The sequence below is a fragment of the Thalassotalea montiporae genome (genome assembly GCF_053485855.1).
In genome coordinates this window covers 225,380-243,915 of sequence record NZ_JBQRUO010000006.1, presented here as the reverse complement: position 1 = coordinate 243,915, position 18,536 = coordinate 225,380, and the positions used below count along the sequence as shown (strand labels likewise).

General features: G+C 41.9%; 15 protein-coding genes, 1 tRNA gene and 1 pseudogene. 11 read left to right on the top strand and 6 right to left on the bottom strand.

The window, feature by feature from the left end:
• Positions 1 to 231 precede the first annotated feature (231 nt).
• Positions 232 to 693 carry an LPP20 family lipoprotein gene (locus ACSLUR_RS16345; RefSeq protein ID WP_448556310.1) on the bottom strand — a complete coding sequence of 154 codons (462 nt, stop codon included), beginning with the start codon at positions 691 to 693 and terminating at the stop codon, positions 232 to 234.
• Positions 694 to 712: 19 nt separating this feature from the next.
• A complete protein-coding gene (locus tag ACSLUR_RS16340) occupies positions 713 to 1,357 on the bottom strand; it encodes a FlgO family outer membrane protein (RefSeq protein WP_116001046.1) in 645 nt (214 codons plus the stop codon).
• Positions 1,358 to 1,644: 287 nt separating this feature from the next.
• Between ACSLUR_RS16340 and ACSLUR_RS16335 the strand changes: the two genes are divergently transcribed.
• The 3 genes from ACSLUR_RS16335 to ACSLUR_RS16325 all read left to right on the top strand — a co-directional run bounded on the left by ACSLUR_RS16335 (position 1,645) and on the right by ACSLUR_RS16325 (position 3,606).
• Complete coding sequence (locus tag ACSLUR_RS16335; protein ID WP_448556308.1) at positions 1,645 to 2,811, top strand: flagella assembly protein FlgT; 1,167 nt, start codon at positions 1,645 to 1,647, stop codon at positions 2,809 to 2,811.
• 85 nt (positions 2,812 to 2,896) lie between these two features.
• A tRNA-Arg gene (locus ACSLUR_RS16330) sits at positions 2,897 to 2,973 on the top strand.
• Between the two features lie 372 nt (positions 2,974 to 3,345).
• Positions 3,346 to 3,606, top strand: a complete 261-nt coding sequence (locus tag ACSLUR_RS16325) for a hypothetical protein (RefSeq protein WP_116017490.1) — start codon at positions 3,346 to 3,348, stop codon at positions 3,604 to 3,606.
• Positions 3,607 to 3,700: 94 nt separating this feature from the next.
• Here ACSLUR_RS16325 and ACSLUR_RS16320 read toward each other — a convergent pair whose 3' ends face one another.
• Positions 3,701 to 3,835, bottom strand: coding sequence for a hypothetical protein (locus ACSLUR_RS16320; RefSeq protein ID WP_448556306.1), 135 nt, complete (start codon positions 3,833 to 3,835; stop codon positions 3,701 to 3,703).
• Between the two features lie 105 nt (positions 3,836 to 3,940).
• A complete protein-coding gene (locus ACSLUR_RS16315) occupies positions 3,941 to 4,867 on the bottom strand; it encodes an NAD(P)-dependent oxidoreductase (RefSeq protein ID WP_448556304.1) in 927 nt (308 codons plus the stop codon).
• A 370-nt stretch (positions 4,868 to 5,237) separates the two neighbouring features.
• On the opposite strand from ACSLUR_RS16315, the gene tkt reads away from it, so the two are divergent.
• The 6 genes from tkt to ACSLUR_RS16285 all read left to right on the top strand — a co-directional run bounded on the left by tkt (position 5,238) and on the right by ACSLUR_RS16285 (position 12,597).
• Positions 5,238 to 7,220, top strand: a complete 1,983-nt coding sequence (gene tkt / locus ACSLUR_RS16310) for a transketolase (protein ID WP_448556302.1) — start codon at positions 5,238 to 5,240, stop codon at positions 7,218 to 7,220.
• A 122-nt stretch (positions 7,221 to 7,342) separates the two neighbouring features.
• Complete coding sequence (gene epd, locus ACSLUR_RS16305) at positions 7,343 to 8,359, top strand: erythrose-4-phosphate dehydrogenase (RefSeq protein WP_448556300.1); 1,017 nt, start codon at positions 7,343 to 7,345, stop codon at positions 8,357 to 8,359.
• 62 nt (positions 8,360 to 8,421) lie between these two features.
• Positions 8,422 to 9,600, top strand: a complete 1,179-nt coding sequence (locus ACSLUR_RS16300; protein WP_448556298.1) for a phosphoglycerate kinase — start codon at positions 8,422 to 8,424, stop codon at positions 9,598 to 9,600.
• Positions 9,601 to 9,797: 197 nt separating this feature from the next.
• Entirely contained in the window at positions 9,798 to 10,709 is a 912-nt protein-coding gene (locus ACSLUR_RS16295) for a fructose bisphosphate aldolase (protein ID WP_448556296.1), read from the top strand.
• Between the two features lie 273 nt (positions 10,710 to 10,982).
• Positions 10,983 to 11,813, top strand: coding sequence for a mechanosensitive ion channel family protein (locus tag ACSLUR_RS16290; protein ID WP_448556294.1), 831 nt, complete (start codon positions 10,983 to 10,985; stop codon positions 11,811 to 11,813).
• Positions 11,803 to 12,597 carry a DUF481 domain-containing protein gene (locus ACSLUR_RS16285; protein WP_448556291.1) on the top strand — a complete coding sequence of 265 codons (795 nt, stop codon included), beginning with the start codon at positions 11,803 to 11,805 and terminating at the stop codon, positions 12,595 to 12,597. The genes ACSLUR_RS16290 and ACSLUR_RS16285 overlap by 11 nt, the downstream gene beginning before the upstream one ends.
• A 162-nt stretch (positions 12,598 to 12,759) precedes the next feature.
• Here ACSLUR_RS16285 and ACSLUR_RS16280 read toward each other — a convergent pair whose 3' ends face one another.
• Entirely contained in the window at positions 12,760 to 14,730 is a 1,971-nt protein-coding gene (locus tag ACSLUR_RS16280) for a methyl-accepting chemotaxis protein (RefSeq protein WP_448556289.1), read from the bottom strand.
• Positions 14,731 to 15,014: 284 nt separating this feature from the next.
• On the opposite strand from ACSLUR_RS16280, the pseudogene ACSLUR_RS16275 reads away from it, so the two are divergent.
• A pseudogene (locus ACSLUR_RS16275) lies at positions 15,015 to 15,533 on the top strand (peroxiredoxin); the annotation flags it as partial.
• A 188-nt stretch (positions 15,534 to 15,721) separates the two neighbouring features.
• On the opposite strand, the gene ACSLUR_RS16270 reads toward ACSLUR_RS16275, so the two are convergent.
• Complete coding sequence (locus ACSLUR_RS16270; RefSeq protein WP_448556287.1) at positions 15,722 to 17,314, bottom strand: isocitrate lyase; 1,593 nt, start codon at positions 17,312 to 17,314, stop codon at positions 15,722 to 15,724.
• A gap of 266 nt (positions 17,315 to 17,580) precedes the next feature.
• On the opposite strand from ACSLUR_RS16270, the gene ACSLUR_RS16265 reads away from it, so the two are divergent.
• Complete coding sequence (locus tag ACSLUR_RS16265; protein ID WP_116001058.1) at positions 17,581 to 18,516, top strand: LysR family transcriptional regulator; 936 nt, start codon at positions 17,581 to 17,583, stop codon at positions 18,514 to 18,516.
• Positions 18,517 to 18,536 lie beyond the last annotated feature (20 nt).

Sequence of the window (18,536 nt, the reverse complement as noted above, 5' to 3'; positions counted from 1 at the left end):
AAAACACTTCGTTGGGCTGCCCCGTGGAAGTGGATGCGCATTTTAGAGATTTTTAGCTGGGCGTCAACACCTTTTTGAAAGTTTTTTGATATTTTTATTTGTTCGGTTTAATTTCACGCAAAGCGCGCAATTATTGATTGATTTTGTGGTAAACCAGTAAAATTAGATGTAAAAAAGCCGTATTAACACAGATAAAGGTTAATACGGCTTTTTTATAATAAAGTGTCGATACTAGTAATAGATAACGTCTTTTATTTCTTGTTTTCTCGTAGATGCTATATATATCTCATAAACATCTTTAAAGTCGATACTTAACTCAGTTGCGTACGTATCACCCACAGGATAACTCTTTATCACTTTAGCCCCCCGAATAACACCATGAACTGACGCTTTGAGTTGATGATTTTCGATAAGTAAGTCACCCATAGTCATATTAGAGGCAACTTGTTGACCATATACCTGTTCAGCTAATTCCGCATAAGCGGCAAGTTTTGATGCTTTAATTGCCATTAGCATACGTTGTGTTTCATGCTCTGACTTTTGCAAACTGATTGGCGCATAGCCAACAGCGGTGACAACAGGAAAGACCTCTGGCTTCACTGGTTGCCACTGCACATGCTTATCATAAATAGATGTACAAGCAGAAACGGTAACAGCTACAACTAGCGCCAACGCAATATTGATAAGTTTCATTATCTCACCCTGCCACTATCTATTGCTGTATTCGAACAGCGCGGGCCTCTTCAGCCAAGTTCTCACTGGTGCGAATTATCATGCCATCTTTCAACCGCACATTTTCATCGCGATAAACTTCATCACCGATCACCCATTTTGGTATAAATGATTGAGCACTGGCGACAACGACACGAGATTGCATTCCGATCATTCGAGCATTAACTAATATACCCGTTTCTTGCTCCATCATGGTTCCGGTCACTACGTAGTCAATAATTTGTCGCTCTGGTAACTCTTTCCAGTCGCGACTAAAAACATAATCGCCATCTTTTGTTACTCGGATATGTCCTGTTGTTTTGTAATCAATCACTACCATGCCATGGCGTTGCAGCTCATGAACGAAGTTCTCTGATAGTTGATTACCCAGCCAGTTAGTCGACTCTAAGTCTTCCAAATTAACAAATGAAGTAACTGCGATTGGAGTTTTTGGTGAAACAAAGGAGCTATGCTCCAGCATTTGATACGCCAGCCCTCTCACCACATCATTAATGGCATGCTTGGGTAGATCAAAACTGTCTATCTCATCCATTTTCTGATGGCTGACACTGTAAAAATCTTGCTCACTATTCATTGAGCACGAGGCCAGTAAAGGAATACAGGCTGCTAATAGCCAATTTTTCATTGAGACACCTCAATTATTACTACAAGTTTAACGTTGACTTCTTGGCTTTGAATAATGCAGGAAACGCGCCAACAATAAATAATTATTGCTAGGATAGGTTGAACAGGCATAGTTCATGCTTACTCTTAGTTAATTGTAAGCTATTGGCTAACACAAGCGTCTGCTTTATGACGCTTACTAAGCCGATGGTGATACTTAGTTAGCTAGTTATTAATTTAGTGTTCACAAGATTAAACGCAACCTTAATGCCAAGACATTGTGGACACCAATCAATTGGATTGCTTGTTATGCGAATTTTAGCATTATTCACATCAATATTAATTTCATTTGTGAGCTCTGCTCAGTGGTATGAATCACAAGGCAGTGCATACATCTTAAATAATGATCGCGAGACTGCGCGAACAGAAGCAATGGAAAACGCATTAAAAAAAGCATTACTTGTTGCCGGAGCCTCAGTGAGCAGTGCACAGCGGGTTATCAACGGTTTGCTTACTCAAGACGAACTAAGTATTCGTGCTAGTGGCACAGTGAATTCAATTGAGTTAATCGACGAAAGCTACCAAGGAGACATGCTTAAAGTAACGATTCGCGCAGATATTTTTCCACAAGAGCAGCAATGCTTTGCCGCCGACTTCAAAAAGTCGATGCTAGTAACTAAAGCCCAACTGCTTCATCGTGAACAAGCAAATATTGGCAAAATTTATAATTTAGACAAGAAACTCGTTGCTCGCTTTGCTGACAAGCTTGGTGAGAAAAGTCGCTACATTGATATTAAACTAGCCAACAAGAGCAGCATCCCTTTTAGTCGCTATAACCGTAGCTTTGACCAAGAAAAAATAAAATACTTAGCAGTTGAATTAGGTCAACGCTTTGACACACAGTTTGTTCTCTTTACAGAAGTTACTGACGTTTCGTTTGATGGAGAGGTACTAAACCAATGGCAGTTCTGGCAAGAAGATAACTTCGATCGCCACTTTGATACCGCCTTCTACATATATAGTACTGATAATGGTGAACTATTATGGAATAGCCATTACCAGAATAAAGCTCCTTGGACTTTTGGTAAGCGAGAAACGATCGACCTAAACGGCCAATCGTTTTGGCAAAGCGCCTACGGCCGTATGCTAGACCGCACACTTGATGACGCCTTACTTGATATTGATGAAAGCCTAATGTGCCAGCAAACAAGGGCAAGAATTGTCAGAGTTGAAGGTAATGAAGTTATTGTTAATGTGGGCAAACGCCAAGGCGTTAAGTTAGGCGATAAATTTTCCTTACTGCATTTAAACAGTTTCACAAGCGATCAAGGAAAAATGTACACGGGGTATAATGTCAGTAGCCACATGGTGACTGTAAGCGAAGTATTTCAAGATAGCGCTGTCGCAAAAACCACTAATCAAAACTTGCTTGGCAATATTCAAATCAATGATCTCGCCGTGAAACAAGATCCCTAAAGCAAATACAGAATACCATCACTGCCCTATTGAGTTGTTTTAGTCATTGTAAACTATTGATAAACAGTTTAAATTCAACTGAGCTGTCTCTGTAGCTCAGTTGGATAGAGCATTCGCCTCCTAAGCGAAGGGTCGCAGGTTCGACTCCTGCCAGAGACGCCACTTCAAGTTTTTCTCTTGTTTATTGAGTTTTCCAAGTAAACCTAATTTTATTAACGCAATTGTACGCACTTCAATGGCGTAAATGCTTTGCTGATAAGCCCTTATATCTGGCTCTTAAAATATCAATAAAAGCCAGTTAAAACAGTATGATTAAAAACAAATAGAGTTAAAACTTTAATTTCACTTTGTTACAAGGTGAATACATTTAGAGTTATCTCTTAATTACATTAGTTTTTCTAATCCGACACAGGCAATTTTATTTGTTTGTTTTATCACCAAACGATCTGGATAATGCGCGTCGCAATTAAGCCACTAGAGCAACTTTTAGCGGCTACTTTTAATTAACATTTACCAACGGAGTAACACACACTAATGAACCCACTATTCTTTGACGCACTTAGCTGGATTGGGCTGGCCTTATGTATCGGTGCTTTTTTTATCAAAGATATATTAATGCTAAGACTGGCAACCTTGGTTGGGTGTGTGTTGATGGGCGTTTATTATACGCATATTGATGTAGCACAAGGCATGGTATCAAATGTAATTATTGTTGCTATTAATGCCTTTTACTTATTAAAACGCAGCGAGCGTGAGCCAAAAGTAGATGCCTCGCTTGAATGTTCAAGTACCTAGCCTCTAATTGAACATTTTCCATTAGACAAATTATTGACATAGATAAATTAAAAAGCCCCAAATAATGGGGCTTTTTAATATAACAATCGACCACTCATTCTGATTGTTCTATTACGACGTCCATATCATCGGCAACCGATGAGTTACTTAATACTGCCGACACTGCCAATACAAAAACAGCAGCAATAACAGTAGTAAGCTTAAATCCTTTGGAGGTTGGTTTATTCATACGCAAACCTACTTACTAAGTTGTTTATTATTGTTATTACTTAATAACCCTAAAAACTTATCTGAATATAATCGACATTTCAATCATTTATTTGCGCAGCTCAAATTAATAGCCTTTATTAACATCGACTTGATTAATAAGCGCTTTATTTTGAACAAAACGTTGATAATTTTCAGCTATTTGCTCAACCACCTGTTGTTGATCCGTAATCGCTGAAACATGGGGGGTTACCGTTAACTGCGGTAAATTCCAGAATGGATGATGACTAGGTAATGGCTCTTGTCTAAATACATCAAGCGCTGCACCTGCAATCACGTTACCCTCTAGCGCTTTAACAAGGGCTTGTTCATCTACTGCATTACCTCTACCAACATTGATTAAATACCCATCTTTAGGCATTGCACACAAAACGCGCTCATCAATGAGATCATTGGTTTGATTAGTCGCTGGTAATATCGACACGACAAAGTGCGCCTGTTGCACACTGTCGACAAGTTGATTTTCTCCTACAAAGCTTTGCGCAATATAGTCAGCAGATTTAAGTGTCTGACTCCAAGTACTGACCTGGTAGCCGTTTAGGTGGAGTTTACGTGCAACCACTAAGCCTATTTCACCAGCCCCTAGAATGGTAACTTTGTTACCTTGTTTACGACGCTTGAATATCCAGTCTTGTGCCTGTTGAGCTTGCCAATAGGCTGCCATATTGCGCTGATGATTAAGAATGCTCATTAGCACAAAGTCAGCCATCTGCTCAGATAAGCTTGGGTCAACAATTCGGGTAATGCTGAGGGTCTGCGGGCGATTATCATCATAAATAAGTCCGTCTACACCGGCGCCCAATGACGATACCACTTTTAGCTTAGGTAAATGACTCCAAAGCTGTGCTGGTTGTTGCCAGCAAACGCCAAACTCAACGTCACTATGAGCTTGGTACTCATGCCAGTTTTTTACTTCTACTCCTGGTAGGTGCTCCTTCAGCGCATTTATCAATGTTTTCGCACTGCGATTTGAAATTGCAATTGCTATCGACATGACTTTCCTCGTTCAGCGTCTTATCACTTAAAGCCAAGTAATATAACACTTAATCCATAACACTTGCTCAATAGCGCTTAATACGTTTCATTTAGTAATTCTCGTCATCTCAAGTCTCTCAATAATTTACTCGCAAATTTAGGCCGTTAGATTTCAATCATCTGTAATATGCCGCACTAACTATTCACTAAAAGTTCAACGGGTGAATACCACCTTTTGCGTCAAAAATCTGAGGTAGTGTTTCAGATCATATTTTATCTCGAAAAATTATGAGAATTGCCGCAAATTCATTTGCAGTAGCCTCGATGCTGAGCGAGAATACTGCTCACTTCAAGCAATTCGAATTTTCAATATATAAGTAGGAGCATATATGCCATCGCGTCAACAACTGGCCAATGCAATTCGTGCGTTAAGTATGGATGCCGTTCAAAAAGCAAAATCAGGACATCCAGGTGCCCCAATGGGCATGGCAGATATCGCAGAGGTTCTCTGGCGTGATTTTCTAAAGCATAACCCAGCTGATCCAAACTGGGCAGATCGTGACCGTTTCGTGTTATCAAACGGCCATGGCTCAATGCTAATTTACTCACTACTACATTTAACTGGCTACGACTTACCAATGTCTGAGCTAGAAAACTTCCGCCAGCTTCATTCAAAAACACCAGGTCACCCTGAATACGGTTACACGCCGGGCGTTGAAACAACTACAGGCCCACTAGGCGCTGGTATCTCAAATGCAGTCGGTATGGCAATTGCTGAGAAAACCCTAGCCGCACAGTTTAACCGTGAAGATCACGACATTGTTGATCACTTCACCTACTGTTTCTTAGGTGATGGCTGTTTAATGGAAGGTATTTCTCACGAAGCTTGTTCATTAGCAGGAACCTTAGGTTTAGGTAAGCTAATTGCATTTTGGGATGACAACGGCATTTCAATTGATGGTCATGTTGATGGCTGGTTTACTGAAGATATTCCTGCTCGTTTCGAGTCATACGGCTGGCACGTAATTCGTGATATCGATGGCCACGACTCTGTAGCTGTTGCTAACGCTATTGAAGCGGCCCAAGCTGAAACGGGCAAGCCAACCATGATTTGCTGTAAAACCATTATCGGTTTTGGCTCACCAAATAAATCAGGTAGCCACGACTGTCACGGTGCACCATTAGGTGATGATGAAATTGCTGCAGCACGTGAATTCTTAAACTGGCCACATACGCCATTTGAAATTCCAGAAAACATTGCTGATGCTTGGAATCAAACAGAAAAAGGTACTGGCGCACAAGCAAGCTGGAATGACAAATTTGCCGCTTACCAAGCAGCTCACCCTGAATTAGCAGCGGAATACGAACGCCGTGTATTAAAAGGTGAACTACCTGCTGAGTTTGAAGAAAAAGCCAATGCATTTATCAAAGAATGTCAGGAAAAATCTGAGAACATTGCTTCGCGTAAAGCGTCACAAAATGCCATTGAAGCCTTTGGTGCCCTGCTACCTGAATTAATTGGTGGTTCTGCTGATTTGGCTGGCTCTAACTTAACCTTATGGTCTGGTTCAAAAGGTATTCAAGACGATCCTGCTGGCAACTACATTTTCTACGGTGTACGTGAATTTGGTATGAGCGGCATTATGAATGGTATTTCATTGCACGGTGGTTTTATTAACTACGGCGCAACCTTCATGATGTTTATGGAATATGCACGTAACGCAGTACGTATGTCAGCGTTAATGGGTATTCAAAATATTTTCGTCTACACCCATGACTCAATTGGCCAAGGTGAAGATGGCCCAACGCATCAACCTATCGAGCAATTAACTAACTTACGTACGACACCAAACATGGTTACTTGGCGCCCAGCTGATGCTACCGAAGCTGCGACTGCTTGGAAGCACGCGGTCATTCGTCAAGATGGCCCAACGTCATTAGTATTCTCTCGCCAAGGTTTACCAGCATTAGCACGCTCTGCGTCGCAAGTAGCTGATATTGAACGTGGTGGTTACATCTTAAAAGACAGTGTTGGCGTACCTGAAGTTATCTTAATTGCGACTGGCTCTGAAGTTGGTCTAGCGATGGCGGCTGCTGAGCAGTTAGGCGACAACGTACGTGTTGTTTCTATGCCATCGACCAATGTGTTCGATGCACAAGATAACGATTACAAAGAAAGCGTATTGCCAAGTGCTGTCACTAAGCGTGTTGCGATTGAAGCGGCACACACTGACTTCTGGTACAAATATGTAGGCTTCGCTGGTGGCGTTGTTGGTATGACAACATTCGGTGAGTCTGCACCAGGCGGTGATTTATTCAAACACTTCGGCTTCACGGTTGAAAATGTTGTTAACACCGTAAATAGCTTATAATCTCGCATTATTTGCTGTGGTACTGATTAGCTTGGTTAATACAATTAAATCGAGCTAATCAGCGCCGATATTTTATAAAGCACTGCGCTTTAAAAGTATGCCTCTAAATATGCTTACTAACTATGCCAATTAATATTGCGATTAATGGTTTTGGCCGCATTGGCCGAAGCGTCGCACGCGCCTTGTTTGAAACAGGCCGCCAATCACAACTTAATCTCGTTGCCATCAATGAACTAGCCGATGCCAAAGGCATTGCCCACCTGTTTAAATACGACACCACTCATGGCCGCTTCCCGTTTGCCGTCAATTATGAGCAAGACAACTTAATTGTTGCGGGCAGTAAAGTTGTCATTAGCCATGAAGCTGACTTAGACAAGTTGCCATGGCAACAAGAGCAAGTGGATATTGTGTTAGATTGTACAGGCAAATTTGCTAGCCAAGCTGATGGCCAACAGCATATTGCCCAAGGTGCCAAAAAGGTACTTTACTCTCACCCAGCTAACCACGATATCGATCAAACCATTATCTATGGCATTAACCATCAGCAATTAACTGCTGCTGATAATGTCGTGTCCAATGGTTCGTGCACCACAAATTGTATTGTGCCCGTGATTAAAGTGCTGGATGACAAGTTTGGCGTTGAAAGTGGCGCCATCACTACCATCCACTCATCAATGCATGATCAGCAGGTGATTGACGCTTATCACAGTGACTTGCGTCGAACACGTGCCGCCAGCCAGTCGATAATTCCAGTGGATACTAAGTTAGCCTTAGGTATTGAACGTATTCTGCCAGAGCTAAAAGGGCGTTTTGAAGCGATTGCCGTGCGAGTCCCCACCATTAATGTTACCGCGATGGATTTGAGCGTCACGGTTAACAGCGACGTTAGTATTGACGATATCAACCAAGCAATTATGGCAGCGCAGCAAAATGGCTTAGCTGGCATTTTGGGTTATACCGAAGAGCCACTCGTTTCCGTTGATTTTAATCACGATCCACACTCGTGCATTGTCGATGGTACGCAAACACGTGTCAGCCATAAGCGCTTAGTAAAAATGCTCGTTTGGTGTGACAACGAGTGGGGCTTTGCTAACCGCATGCTCGATACCGCCAGTGAAATGGCAAAATTTATAAAATAAAATTAACCGATAAATATAACAACTTATATAGCAACAAGATAAACACAAAGCTGGAGCTTATTATGTCAGTCATCAAAATGAGTGAATTATCTCTGAAAGATCAACGCGTACTAATTCGTGAAGATCTCAATGTACCAGTCAAGGACGGCAAGATTACTTCTGATGCCCGTCTTAAAGCTGCTCTGCCAACATTAAAGCTGGCGCTAGATGCTGGTGCGAAGGTGATGGTGATGTCTCACTTAGGCCGCCCGACTGAAGGCGAATACGATGAAGCCTTTTCACTACAACCGGTTGTTGATTACCTAGCCGCTGCGCTTGAGCGCCCTGTTCGTCTAGTAAAAGAGTACTTAGATGGCGTAGCAGTAAAAGCTGGTGAGCTAGTCGTGTTTGAAAATATTCGCTTTAATGTAGGCGAAAAGAAAAACGATGATGCACTGGCACAAAAATTAGCAGCGCTATGTGATGTTTATGTGATGGATGCCTTTGGCACCGCACACCGCGCTCAAGCCAGTACACATGGTGTCGCTAAGTTTGCGCCAGTTGCTTGTGCTGGCCCATTACTAGCCGGTGAGCTAGAGGCGCTAAGTAAAGCATTAGACAACCCTGCACGCCCGCTAGTCGCTATTGTTGGCGGTTCAAAAGTGTCAACCAAATTAACGGTATTAGATTCCCTCTCTAAAGTGGTTGACCAATTAGTTGTCGGTGGCGGTATTGCCAATACCTTTATTGCGGCGGCAGGTCACCAAGTGGGTAAATCGCTGGTTGAGAATGATTTGATTGATGAAGCTAAACGCTTAACCGCAGACGCTCAAGCGAATAATGGTGATATTCCAGTACCAACTGACGTGGTTGTTGGCAGCGAGTTCTCAGAAACTGCAAAAGCAACATTAAAATCGGTTACTGATGTCGCTGATACTGATATGATCTTCGATATTGGCCCTGATTCAGCAACAGCATTAGCAGAACTATTAAAGTCAGCAGGTACGATTGTCTGGAATGGCCCAGTTGGTGTATTTGAATTTGATCAATTTGGTGAAGGTACTAAAACCATTGCCAATGCGATTGCAGAAAGTGATGCATTCTCAATTGCTGGTGGCGGGGACACACTAGCGGCAGTTGATAAGTACAATATTGCAGACAAAGTATCCTATATTTCTACAGGTGGCGGTGCGTTTTTAGAATTCCTTGAAGGGAAGAAGTTACCTGCTGTCGCCATATTAGAAGAGCGCGCGAAGAGTTAATTTGGGCTAAAACCGTCTTTGCCCAAACACTATTGATGCTAGCGACAATGCACTATAGAAACAAAGCCCTTTAGAGCAGAGCCGCTGGCAGTTTAAAGTAGACAATAAGTTAATCGAATTTAACAAACACAAATTTTAAAGATAATAAGAGCGAACACCGCCAGTACACGATAAACAATTAATACGGAGCACAACCCATGTCTGAAATTAAGCGTTCAGCCGAACAAAACGCTATGTTAACTAAAGTAAACTCTCAGCAAGGATTTATCGCCGCGCTTGACCAAAGTGGTGGTAGCACGCCAAAAGCGTTAAAGCTTTACGGTGTTGAAGAAAACGAGTACAACAATGATGAGCAAATGTTTGATATGGTGCACCAAATGCGCACTCGTATCATCACTAATTCAGCATTCACCGGTGAGCGTGTATTAGGTGCGATTTTATTTGAAAATACCCTAGACCGTAGCATCGAAGGTATGCCTAGTGCTCAATATTTATGGCAAGAGAAAAACGTTGTGCCATTTTTGAAAGTTGATAAAGGTTTGGCTGACGAAGCACAAGACGTGCAAGTGATGAAACCAATGCCGGAGCTTGATGCATTATTGGACAAAGCGGTTGCGCAAAATGTTTTCGGTACGAAAATGCGCTCAGTGATCAAAATGGCGAACGCTGATGGCATAGCTGCTGTTGTTGAGCAGCAATTTGCCGTTGCTAAACAAATTATCGCGAAAGGTTTAGTACCCATTATCGAGCCAGAAGTTGATATTAACAGCCCACAAAAAGCGGAAGCGGAAGCCCTATTGCGTGATGAGCTAATCAAAAATTTAAATGCACTAGCGGATGATGAGCTAGTGATGTTAAAACTCACGCTACCTTCAGCAGCTAACTTCTACGCCGACTGTGTTGCACACAAAAACGTTGTTAAAGTTGTTGCGTTAAGTGGTGGTTACTCTCGCGAAGAAGCAAACCAAAAAGTAAGTGAAAATGCCGGCATGATCGCTAGCTTCTCTCGTGCATTAACGGAAGGTTTAAGCGCCAAGCATTCAGACGAAGATTTCACAAAGCAATTAGATCAAGGCATTGAAAGTATCTATCAAGCATCAATTGCGTAATCTAGAGCTTACCCAAAGTTAATCTCATTAGCTTTATTGCAAATGCCACCTATATCGGTGGCATTTTTGTTTGAATAATTTGAAGGTCAACATTAATTCAAACACCTTCACCACGCATAACAGGCACTTTTTCTACTAGAAATCGCATGTTTTAATCGACAACCTATCTACTAGCTCGCTTTTTATACTACCCTTTTACAAACCAGACTATTATCATGGGTTTGGCAGTAATACTTGGATATAATTCACCAATAATAAAAATGGAGCAAAGTTATGGAAAGTATCACTAACTGGATCACTAATAATCAAGAACTAATGATCAGTTTTGGCATTAAACTCGTTGTTGCCATCATCATTCTAATCGTCGGTAAACTCGTTGCCCGCCTTGTGAGCAAAGGGGTTAGTAAAATCCTTGAACATAAATCGGTTGACCAAGCGGTTATTTCATTTGTTGCTAGCCTTGTTTATGGCGTCGGTATCGCGATTGTCTTTATCATCGCCATTTCACACCTAGGTTTTAATACCTCATCACTTGTTGCCATTGTTGGTGCTGCCGGTTTAGCGGTGGGCCTAGCGTTGCAAGGTTCATTATCAAATTTCGCTTCAGGTGTATTGTTGATTAGCTTTAGACCATTTAAAGCAGGTGATTTTGTTGAAGTGGGCGGGGTTGCAGGCATTGTTGAGGAAATACTGATTTTTTCTACCAAATTAAGAACGGGTGACAACAAAACCGTGATCATCCCTAACGGTGCGATTACCAGCGGTACTATTACCAATTATTCAACAAAACCGACACGTCGAATTGATCTCGTGATTGGTGTAAGCTACGACGCAAATTTAGCTGAGGCACGACAAGTAATGGCAGATGTAGTAGCTGCCGATGAACGCGTACTTAAAGACCCAGCTGTGACCATTGGTGTATCAGAGCTTGCCGATAGCGCGGTGAACATTGTAGTACGTCCTTGGGTAAAATCAGCCGATTACTGGCCAACTTATTTTGACTTGATGGAGAATATCAAAGTTGCTTTAGATAAGGCAGAGATTGAGATTCCATTCCCTCAAGTATCCTTACATATGAACAAAGAGAACGACAATGAGAAATAACTTAGTTGCGATTGCATTGTGCAGTGTTGGATTTTCCGCTGCTACGTGCGCACAAGAGCAACCGAAAGCCCCTGAACATGAATACAAAGCTTCTGCTGAATTAGGTTTTTTATTTAAAACCGGTAACAGTAAAAGCGGCGATATTAAAACCGCATTCGACTTTGAACACAAATACGATAAATGGACGAGCTTACTAAAAGCGAACCTTTTATATCGTAAAACCGAAGTTGATGTAGTTGATGATCAGGGCAACACCGATGAAGACTTTGAAACAAGTGATCAAAAGTTGAATATCAACGCACAAACCAATTACGCAATGGAAGCCGACGGTAAAAACTACATGTACGGCAGTGTTGGTTATATTGATGATCGCTTCAGTAGCTTTGATTACCAGGCAACAGTTTCTGCTGGTTGGGGTAAAAAGTGGTATGAAACAGAGAAGTCTTCTTTGTTTGCCGATATTGGTCCAGGTTTTAAGCGTGATCGCTTAAGAGTTACAGACACGCAAGCAGCTGAGAATGAAGATGCCTTTATTGTACAGGCTCAAGCCCTTTACACACGCAACATCAATGAACACGTAGAGTTTAAGCAAATTTTACGCGCTTCACAGGCTTTTGGCAGCGATGAAAACAGTGTTTACCGCGCTGAAACTTCAATTACTACCAAACTGATTGAAACATTAGCCATGAAGTTTTCGTTTATTGTCGACCACAACACTGAAGTTGATGAAGGTAAAGACAAAACAGATACAGAAACCGCTATCACCTTAGTATACAGCTTCTAATGAAAGCGAAAGCTAGCAGCTTTCTTCAAACCTTAAAAAGCCTAACTCAATCTGAGTTAGGCTTTTTTAATAATATATGTTTGTATATCTAAGCTTTAATAGCAGCTAAATTGCGCCTATCCAAGAGCTAAGAGTTAAGACTTAAGAGCTAAGAACTATGAGCTAAACCTTAAACTGTAAACTTAATTGATTTAGCTGTGCTGCTACCTCGCTAATACTCTGGCTAGCCGCGGTGACTTGATTGGCACTTGCCGAGTTCTCATAAGCAACGTCATTAATAACCGTTATATTCTGGTTAATCTCTTCACAAACGCCAGCCTGTTGCTCAACGGCACTGGCGATTAGTTCCGACATCTGCAAAATATTGTCAATTTCTTGATGAATAGTATTAATCGCTTCGCCCGTTAAGTTCGCATTATTGAGCGTGTTGTCAGCAGTTGTATGGCTTGTCGCCATCACTTTTACCGCCTGCTGTGAAGATGATTGTAGATTACTGATCATCTCTTCAATGCTTTTGGTCGACTCTTGCGTTTTCTCGGCCAGGGTACGTACTTCATCAGCAACAACAGCAAAGCCACGACCTTGCTCTCCCGCCCGCGCAGCCTCTATCGCAGCATTCAAAGCCAATAAGTTAGTTTGCTCTGCTATACCACGAATAACTTCTAATACCGCACTGATATTATGAGACTCCTGCTCTAGGGCAAGAATAACATTGTGAGCTTCACCAATTTCCTGATCTAACTGGTTAATGTCTGTAATGGTATGTTGTAACTGCTGATTCGAATTACCCGACTGCTGCTGGGCATTGTGCACCGATGTCGCCACTTGTGACGCATTGTTAGCAACTTCACTAATACTCGCAGACATTTGCTGAATAGCAGTTGCTAACTGTTCAATTTTCTTTTGTTGCTCAGCAAGGTTATTCGACGCTTGCAAGCTAGCAACACTGCACTCCTCAGAAGAGCTTGCCAAACTATTACTATCATCAACAATTTCACTGATCATCGCCTGTAAACGCAGAGACATCTTATTCATAGCCAAGTAGACACCGCTTGCGGAATCACCTTGTTCAAATTCTATCGTTAAATCACCATCTGCTATGGTGTTGGCAATATCGACCATATCATTTGGCTCTCCCCCTAATGGTTTTGTCACCGTTTTTGCCACATAAACGGCTGTAGCAATAACCACTAGCACACAGAGCAAAATCACCAATGAGATTGTAAAATAAAGCTCGTCTATTGCTGCAAATGCCTCTGCCACGTCAATTTCAGAGAGCAATGCCCAACGAATACCGTGAATATCAATTGGTGTATATGCAGAAAGCACTGGATTACCGTTATAATCAATGATCTCTTGTGTGCCACTATTACCAGCAATGGCAAGTTTAGCGGCTGTAGTATCAACGCCGTTATTACTAACGTTTCCAGCAAAAGAAGCTATCACCGAATGCCCTTGTGGATCTAAGTAGGAGTCTGAGCGCATCAGAAGATCACTGCCCACTAGATAAGTTTCCCCAGTCTCCCCCATACCAGAGCGTTGTTGCATAATTTGGTTAATACTGTCGATCGACAGTTGCAAGGCAATGACAACCGATTCACCGTTAATTTGAGCTGCTAAGCTAATAAAGCTAGCCGGCTCATTGTTACTAGGGGCATAGCGGCTAAAATCTTCCATCGCGAATGCTTGGTGATTTATGCTCGTATTAAATGCCTTTCCTAGACCTGAATTAGCATATGGGCCAGTGATCAAGTTAGATTGATAGTCAGCCTCTTTAGTGACGCTATAAAACACATCACCATTTTCATCGACAAGAAAAAAGTCGTAGTAGCCATAAGATTGAATGAAGCCTGAAAAGTAGTCATGATGCTGATGTGCGGCTTCTGCCAAGGTTAATTGGGAAGACGATAATAACTTACTAACGCTTCGTGCAAGTACTTCAATATCGCCTTTGCGTTCATTGAAATAGCTAGTGACTTGAGCGGTTTTGATGTCTCTAACGGCAGTTAGCTGAGCAAATGCTTGCTGTTCAATTGACTGGCTCGCGACGTAAGTAGAAGTAATACCTATAATCAGTGACGGTAGTAATGCTATAAATAAGAAGGTAATGATAAGCTTGTTTTTTAACTTCATCGTTAATCCCTGTCGGATGAGTAACCACGTGTATTAGTGTAGTAGGTAACTGTTGATAAATAGCGTGGCCTTAGCAATAGGTTCTCGCCAATTATCAAATGATAATTAATCGCAGTAACTTTACCAGCATTTCCTGACTAACTGGTCAGTCTTTTACATTCTTAAAAGGACTAAACATATAGCATTAGGTTATTGCAAGATATGACTTTTCTCCTATGGTTAAGATAGACTTAGCCACGTATATTTCATTCACCACACATACATTAATTTCAAAGAGGATAAAAATAATGAGTAATATAGTCCCTCAGGTCACTTTTAAAACCCGCGTTCGCGACGAGGCCGTTGGTGGCGACAACCCATTCCGCTGGCAAGATGTTACTACTGATGATATTTTTGCCGGTAAAAGCGTTGTTATTTTTTCACTGCCAGGTGCATTCACTCCAACGTGTTCAAGCACTCACTTACCAGGTTACGAAGCTAACTTTGACAAGCTGCAAGCATTAGGCGTTGATGATGTTTACTGCTTAAGCGTTAACGATGCCTTCACTATGTACCAATGGGCACAGCGTTTAGGTGCGGACAAGGTTAAAATGTTACCTGACGGTAACGGTGATTTTACTCGTTTAATGGGTATGTTAGTGAAGAAAGAAAACCTAGGCTTTGGTGATCGCTCGTGGCGTTATTCAATGCATGTGGTTGATGGCGAAATCAAACAAATGTTTGTTGAGCCAGGCAAAATGGATAACTGCCCTACTGACCCATTTGAAGTGAGTGATGTTGATACTATGCTTGCCTATCTAAGCAAGTAATAGACATAAAGCAAGCAATAAACATAGTGTAGTTAAATAACACGTTTATTTAACTACACAAATAAAACACAAATAAAAAGAAGCCACTTAGCGGTTGGGAGCTAGCGGCTTCTTTGACTACTTAACTGATTGTTAGGCTCAGCGTGTTGAACATGCTGAGCTTATTTCTTCTAAGTTCTAGATTAGAACTGGTTCATGGTGTTGTCTTTACCACCAGCTTTTAATGCAGCTTCACCAGCGAAGTATTCTTTGTGATCATCACCGATATCAGAACCTGCCATGTTTTGGTGTTTAACACACGCGATACCTTGGCGGATTTCTTTACGCTGTACACCTTTCACGTAACCTAGCATACCTTGCTCACCGAAGTACTCTTTCGCTAAGTTATCAGTTGATAACGCCGCAGTATGGTAAGTAGGAAGTGTGATTAGGTGATGGAAAATACCCGCTTCACGTGCTGCATCAGCTTGGAAGGTACGGATTTTCTCATCAGCTGCTGCAGAAAGTTCGCTATCGTCATACTCAGCGCTCATTAAGTTGGCACGCTCGTAACCTGATACATCTTTACCTTCTTCAGACCATGCATCGAATACTTGTTGACGGAAGTTTAATGTCCAGTTAAATGAAGGCGAGTTGTTGTAAACAAGTTTCGCATTTGGCACAACTTCACGGATGCGGTTAACCATGCCACCGATTTGACCAACGTGTGGCTTCTCAGTTTCAATCCAAAGTAAGTCAGCACCGTTTTGTAGTGACGTAATACAGTCAAGTACACAGCGATCTTCACCAGTACCTTGACGGAATTGGAATAAGTTACTTGGTAAGCGCTTAGGACGAAGCAACTTGCCGCCACGGTTGATAACAACATCACCGTTCGCCATGTTCGCTACATCAACTTCTTCACAGTCAAGGAAAGAGTTGTATTGGTCGCCTAAATCGCCTGGCTCAGTTGTGTAAGCGATTTGCTTAGTTAGGCCAGCACCTAAAGAGTCAGTACGAGCAACAATAACACCATCGTCAACACCAAGCTCTAAGAATGCGTAACGCACTGCGCGGATTTTTGCTAAGAAGTCTTCGTGTGGAACCGTAACTTTACCGTCTTGGTGACCACATTGCTTCTCGTCAGATACTTGGTTTTCGATTTGGATACAACAAGCACCCGCTTCAATCATGCGCTTAGCAAGTAAGTAAGTTGCTTCAGCGTTACCAAAACCTGCATCGATATCTGCAATAATTGGCACAACATGCGTTACATGGTTGTCGATCTTGTCTTGGATTTCAGCAGCTTTAGCGCTGTCACCTGCTTCACGAGCATCATCTAATTCGCGGAATAAACCACCTAACTCACGCGCATCTGCTTGGCGTAAGAAGGTGTAAAGCTCTTCGATAAGACCAGCTACAGAGGTTTTCTCATGCATTGACTGATCAGGTAATGGGCCGAAGTCTGAGCGAAGTGCTGCAACCATCCAACCAGAGAGGTATAGGTAGCGGCGGTCAGTGTTTTCGAAGTGCTTTTTAATCGAAATCATTTTTTGCTGACCGATGAAACCGTGCCAACAACCTAATGATTGAGTGTACTGGCTAGGGTCTTTGTCATATGCTTCCATATCTTTGCGCATGATCGACGCAGTGTATTTCGCAATGTCTAAACCGGTTTTGAATTGGTTTTGTAAACGCATACGCGCTGCATACTCAGGGCTAATAGCATCCCAACCTTGGTTTTGAGTTGCTTTTAAGCTTGCTAATTGCTCGATGTTTTCATTGTAGCTAGACATAGGTATACCCTTCTCTTCTGTCTGTTAAATTCTTTACTGCGTTAATTGTTGTTCTTAACGCTTGCTAACCATCCTATGCCACCAACAACCAATCATCATAATTTATACATTTTATCACTATCATTCACATGATTTATTAAAAGAATGATTAGATCAATCTAAGGCATACCATAAAAGAATAGCACTAGATTTCATTCAGGTGTTTACAAACGAAAACAAGACAAATATATTCAGTAGAAATAACAAACCCCAAAAGGATATATTTGGTGAATATTTCTAAAATAGATCTAAATTTACTTATCTACTTAGATGTTCTGTTGCGCGAGAAAAACGTAACGCGAGCAGCGAGTCAGCTAAATATCACTCAACCTGCCATGAGTAATGGTTTAAAGCGTTTGCGCAACCTGTTTAACGATCCGATCTTAGTGAGAACATCTGATGGTATGGTGCCAACCGAACGCGCCCGCTCATTGTCGCCAGTTATCCGAAAAATTCTGTTGGAATTGGAAGAAGCGCTGCAAGGTGAAGAAGATTTCAATCAAGAGCACAGCCAACGTGTGTTTCGTATCATGGCGAGCGATTACGCCGCTTCAACCTTACTGCCTAAGCTTTTGAAAAAAATTAATAAAATCGCCCCCAATGTCACTATGGATATCATGACGCCGAGTGACGTTAACTTCCATGACGTGGAAGCTGGCAAAATTGATATGGCGATCAACCGCTTTGACGAGTTGCCACAATCCTTCCATCAAAAAACCGTGTGGCGCGACAGCTTCTCTTGCTTACTGAGCGCTGACAACGAGGTAGTCACTAAATTCAACCTTAACAGTTACTTAGCCTCAAAACATGTTTGGGTGTCGAAAACAGGCTTTGGTGTCGGTGTCGGTATGGACCCTAAAGACGTGCAAAAGCTAGGCTGGGTAGATGAAGCGTTAGCACGTCTTGGTAAAAAGCGTGATATCAAAGTATTCACACGTAACTATCACGTTGCGATGCAATTGGCGTATGAAGACGATTTAATTGCAACGTTACCAACGAAGGCTGCACTGCTACACAAAGACGATGCAAACTTTACTATTGTAAAACCACCATTTGATATTCCAGACATTGAGCTGAAGATGATTTGGAGTCCACTGCTGCACCATGATGCTAGCCATATCTGGTTCCGTGGACTGGTCATGGAAGCAGCGGCAGATTGCTGATGCTAGCAGTTGATTAAGTT

Bases quoted from the DNA above. Each gene is read 5' to 3' on its own strand.
- ACSLUR_RS16345 (WP_448556310.1), bottom strand. From the start codon at position 693: ATGAAACTTATCAATATTGCGTTGGCGCTAGTTGTAGCTGTTACCGTT.
- ACSLUR_RS16340 (WP_116001046.1), bottom strand. From the start codon at position 1,357: ATGAAAAATTGGCTATTAGCAGCCTGTATTCCTTTACTGGCCTCGTGC.
- ACSLUR_RS16335 (WP_448556308.1), top strand. From the start codon at position 1,645: ATGCGAATTTTAGCATTATTCACATCAATATTAATTTCATTTGTGAGC.
- ACSLUR_RS16325 (WP_116017490.1), top strand. From the start codon at position 3,346: ATGAACCCACTATTCTTTGACGCACTTAGCTGGATTGGGCTGGCCTTA.
- ACSLUR_RS16320 (WP_448556306.1), bottom strand. From the start codon at position 3,835: ATGAATAAACCAACCTCCAAAGGATTTAAGCTTACTACTGTTATTGCT.
- ACSLUR_RS16315 (WP_448556304.1), bottom strand. From the start codon at position 4,867: ATGTCGATAGCAATTGCAATTTCAAATCGCAGTGCGAAAACATTGATA.
- tkt (WP_448556302.1), top strand. From the start codon at position 5,238: ATGCCATCGCGTCAACAACTGGCCAATGCAATTCGTGCGTTAAGTATG.
- epd (WP_448556300.1), top strand. From the start codon at position 7,343: ATGCCAATTAATATTGCGATTAATGGTTTTGGCCGCATTGGCCGAAGC.
- ACSLUR_RS16300 (WP_448556298.1), top strand. From the start codon at position 8,422: ATGTCAGTCATCAAAATGAGTGAATTATCTCTGAAAGATCAACGCGTA.
- ACSLUR_RS16295 (WP_448556296.1), top strand. From the start codon at position 9,798: ATGTCTGAAATTAAGCGTTCAGCCGAACAAAACGCTATGTTAACTAAA.
- ACSLUR_RS16290 (WP_448556294.1), top strand. From the start codon at position 10,983: ATGGAAAGTATCACTAACTGGATCACTAATAATCAAGAACTAATGATC.
- ACSLUR_RS16285 (WP_448556291.1), top strand. From the start codon at position 11,803: ATGAGAAATAACTTAGTTGCGATTGCATTGTGCAGTGTTGGATTTTCC.
- ACSLUR_RS16280 (WP_448556289.1), bottom strand. From the start codon at position 14,730: ATGAAGTTAAAAAACAAGCTTATCATTACCTTCTTATTTATAGCATTA.
- ACSLUR_RS16270 (WP_448556287.1), bottom strand. From the start codon at position 17,314: ATGTCTAGCTACAATGAAAACATCGAGCAATTAGCAAGCTTAAAAGCA.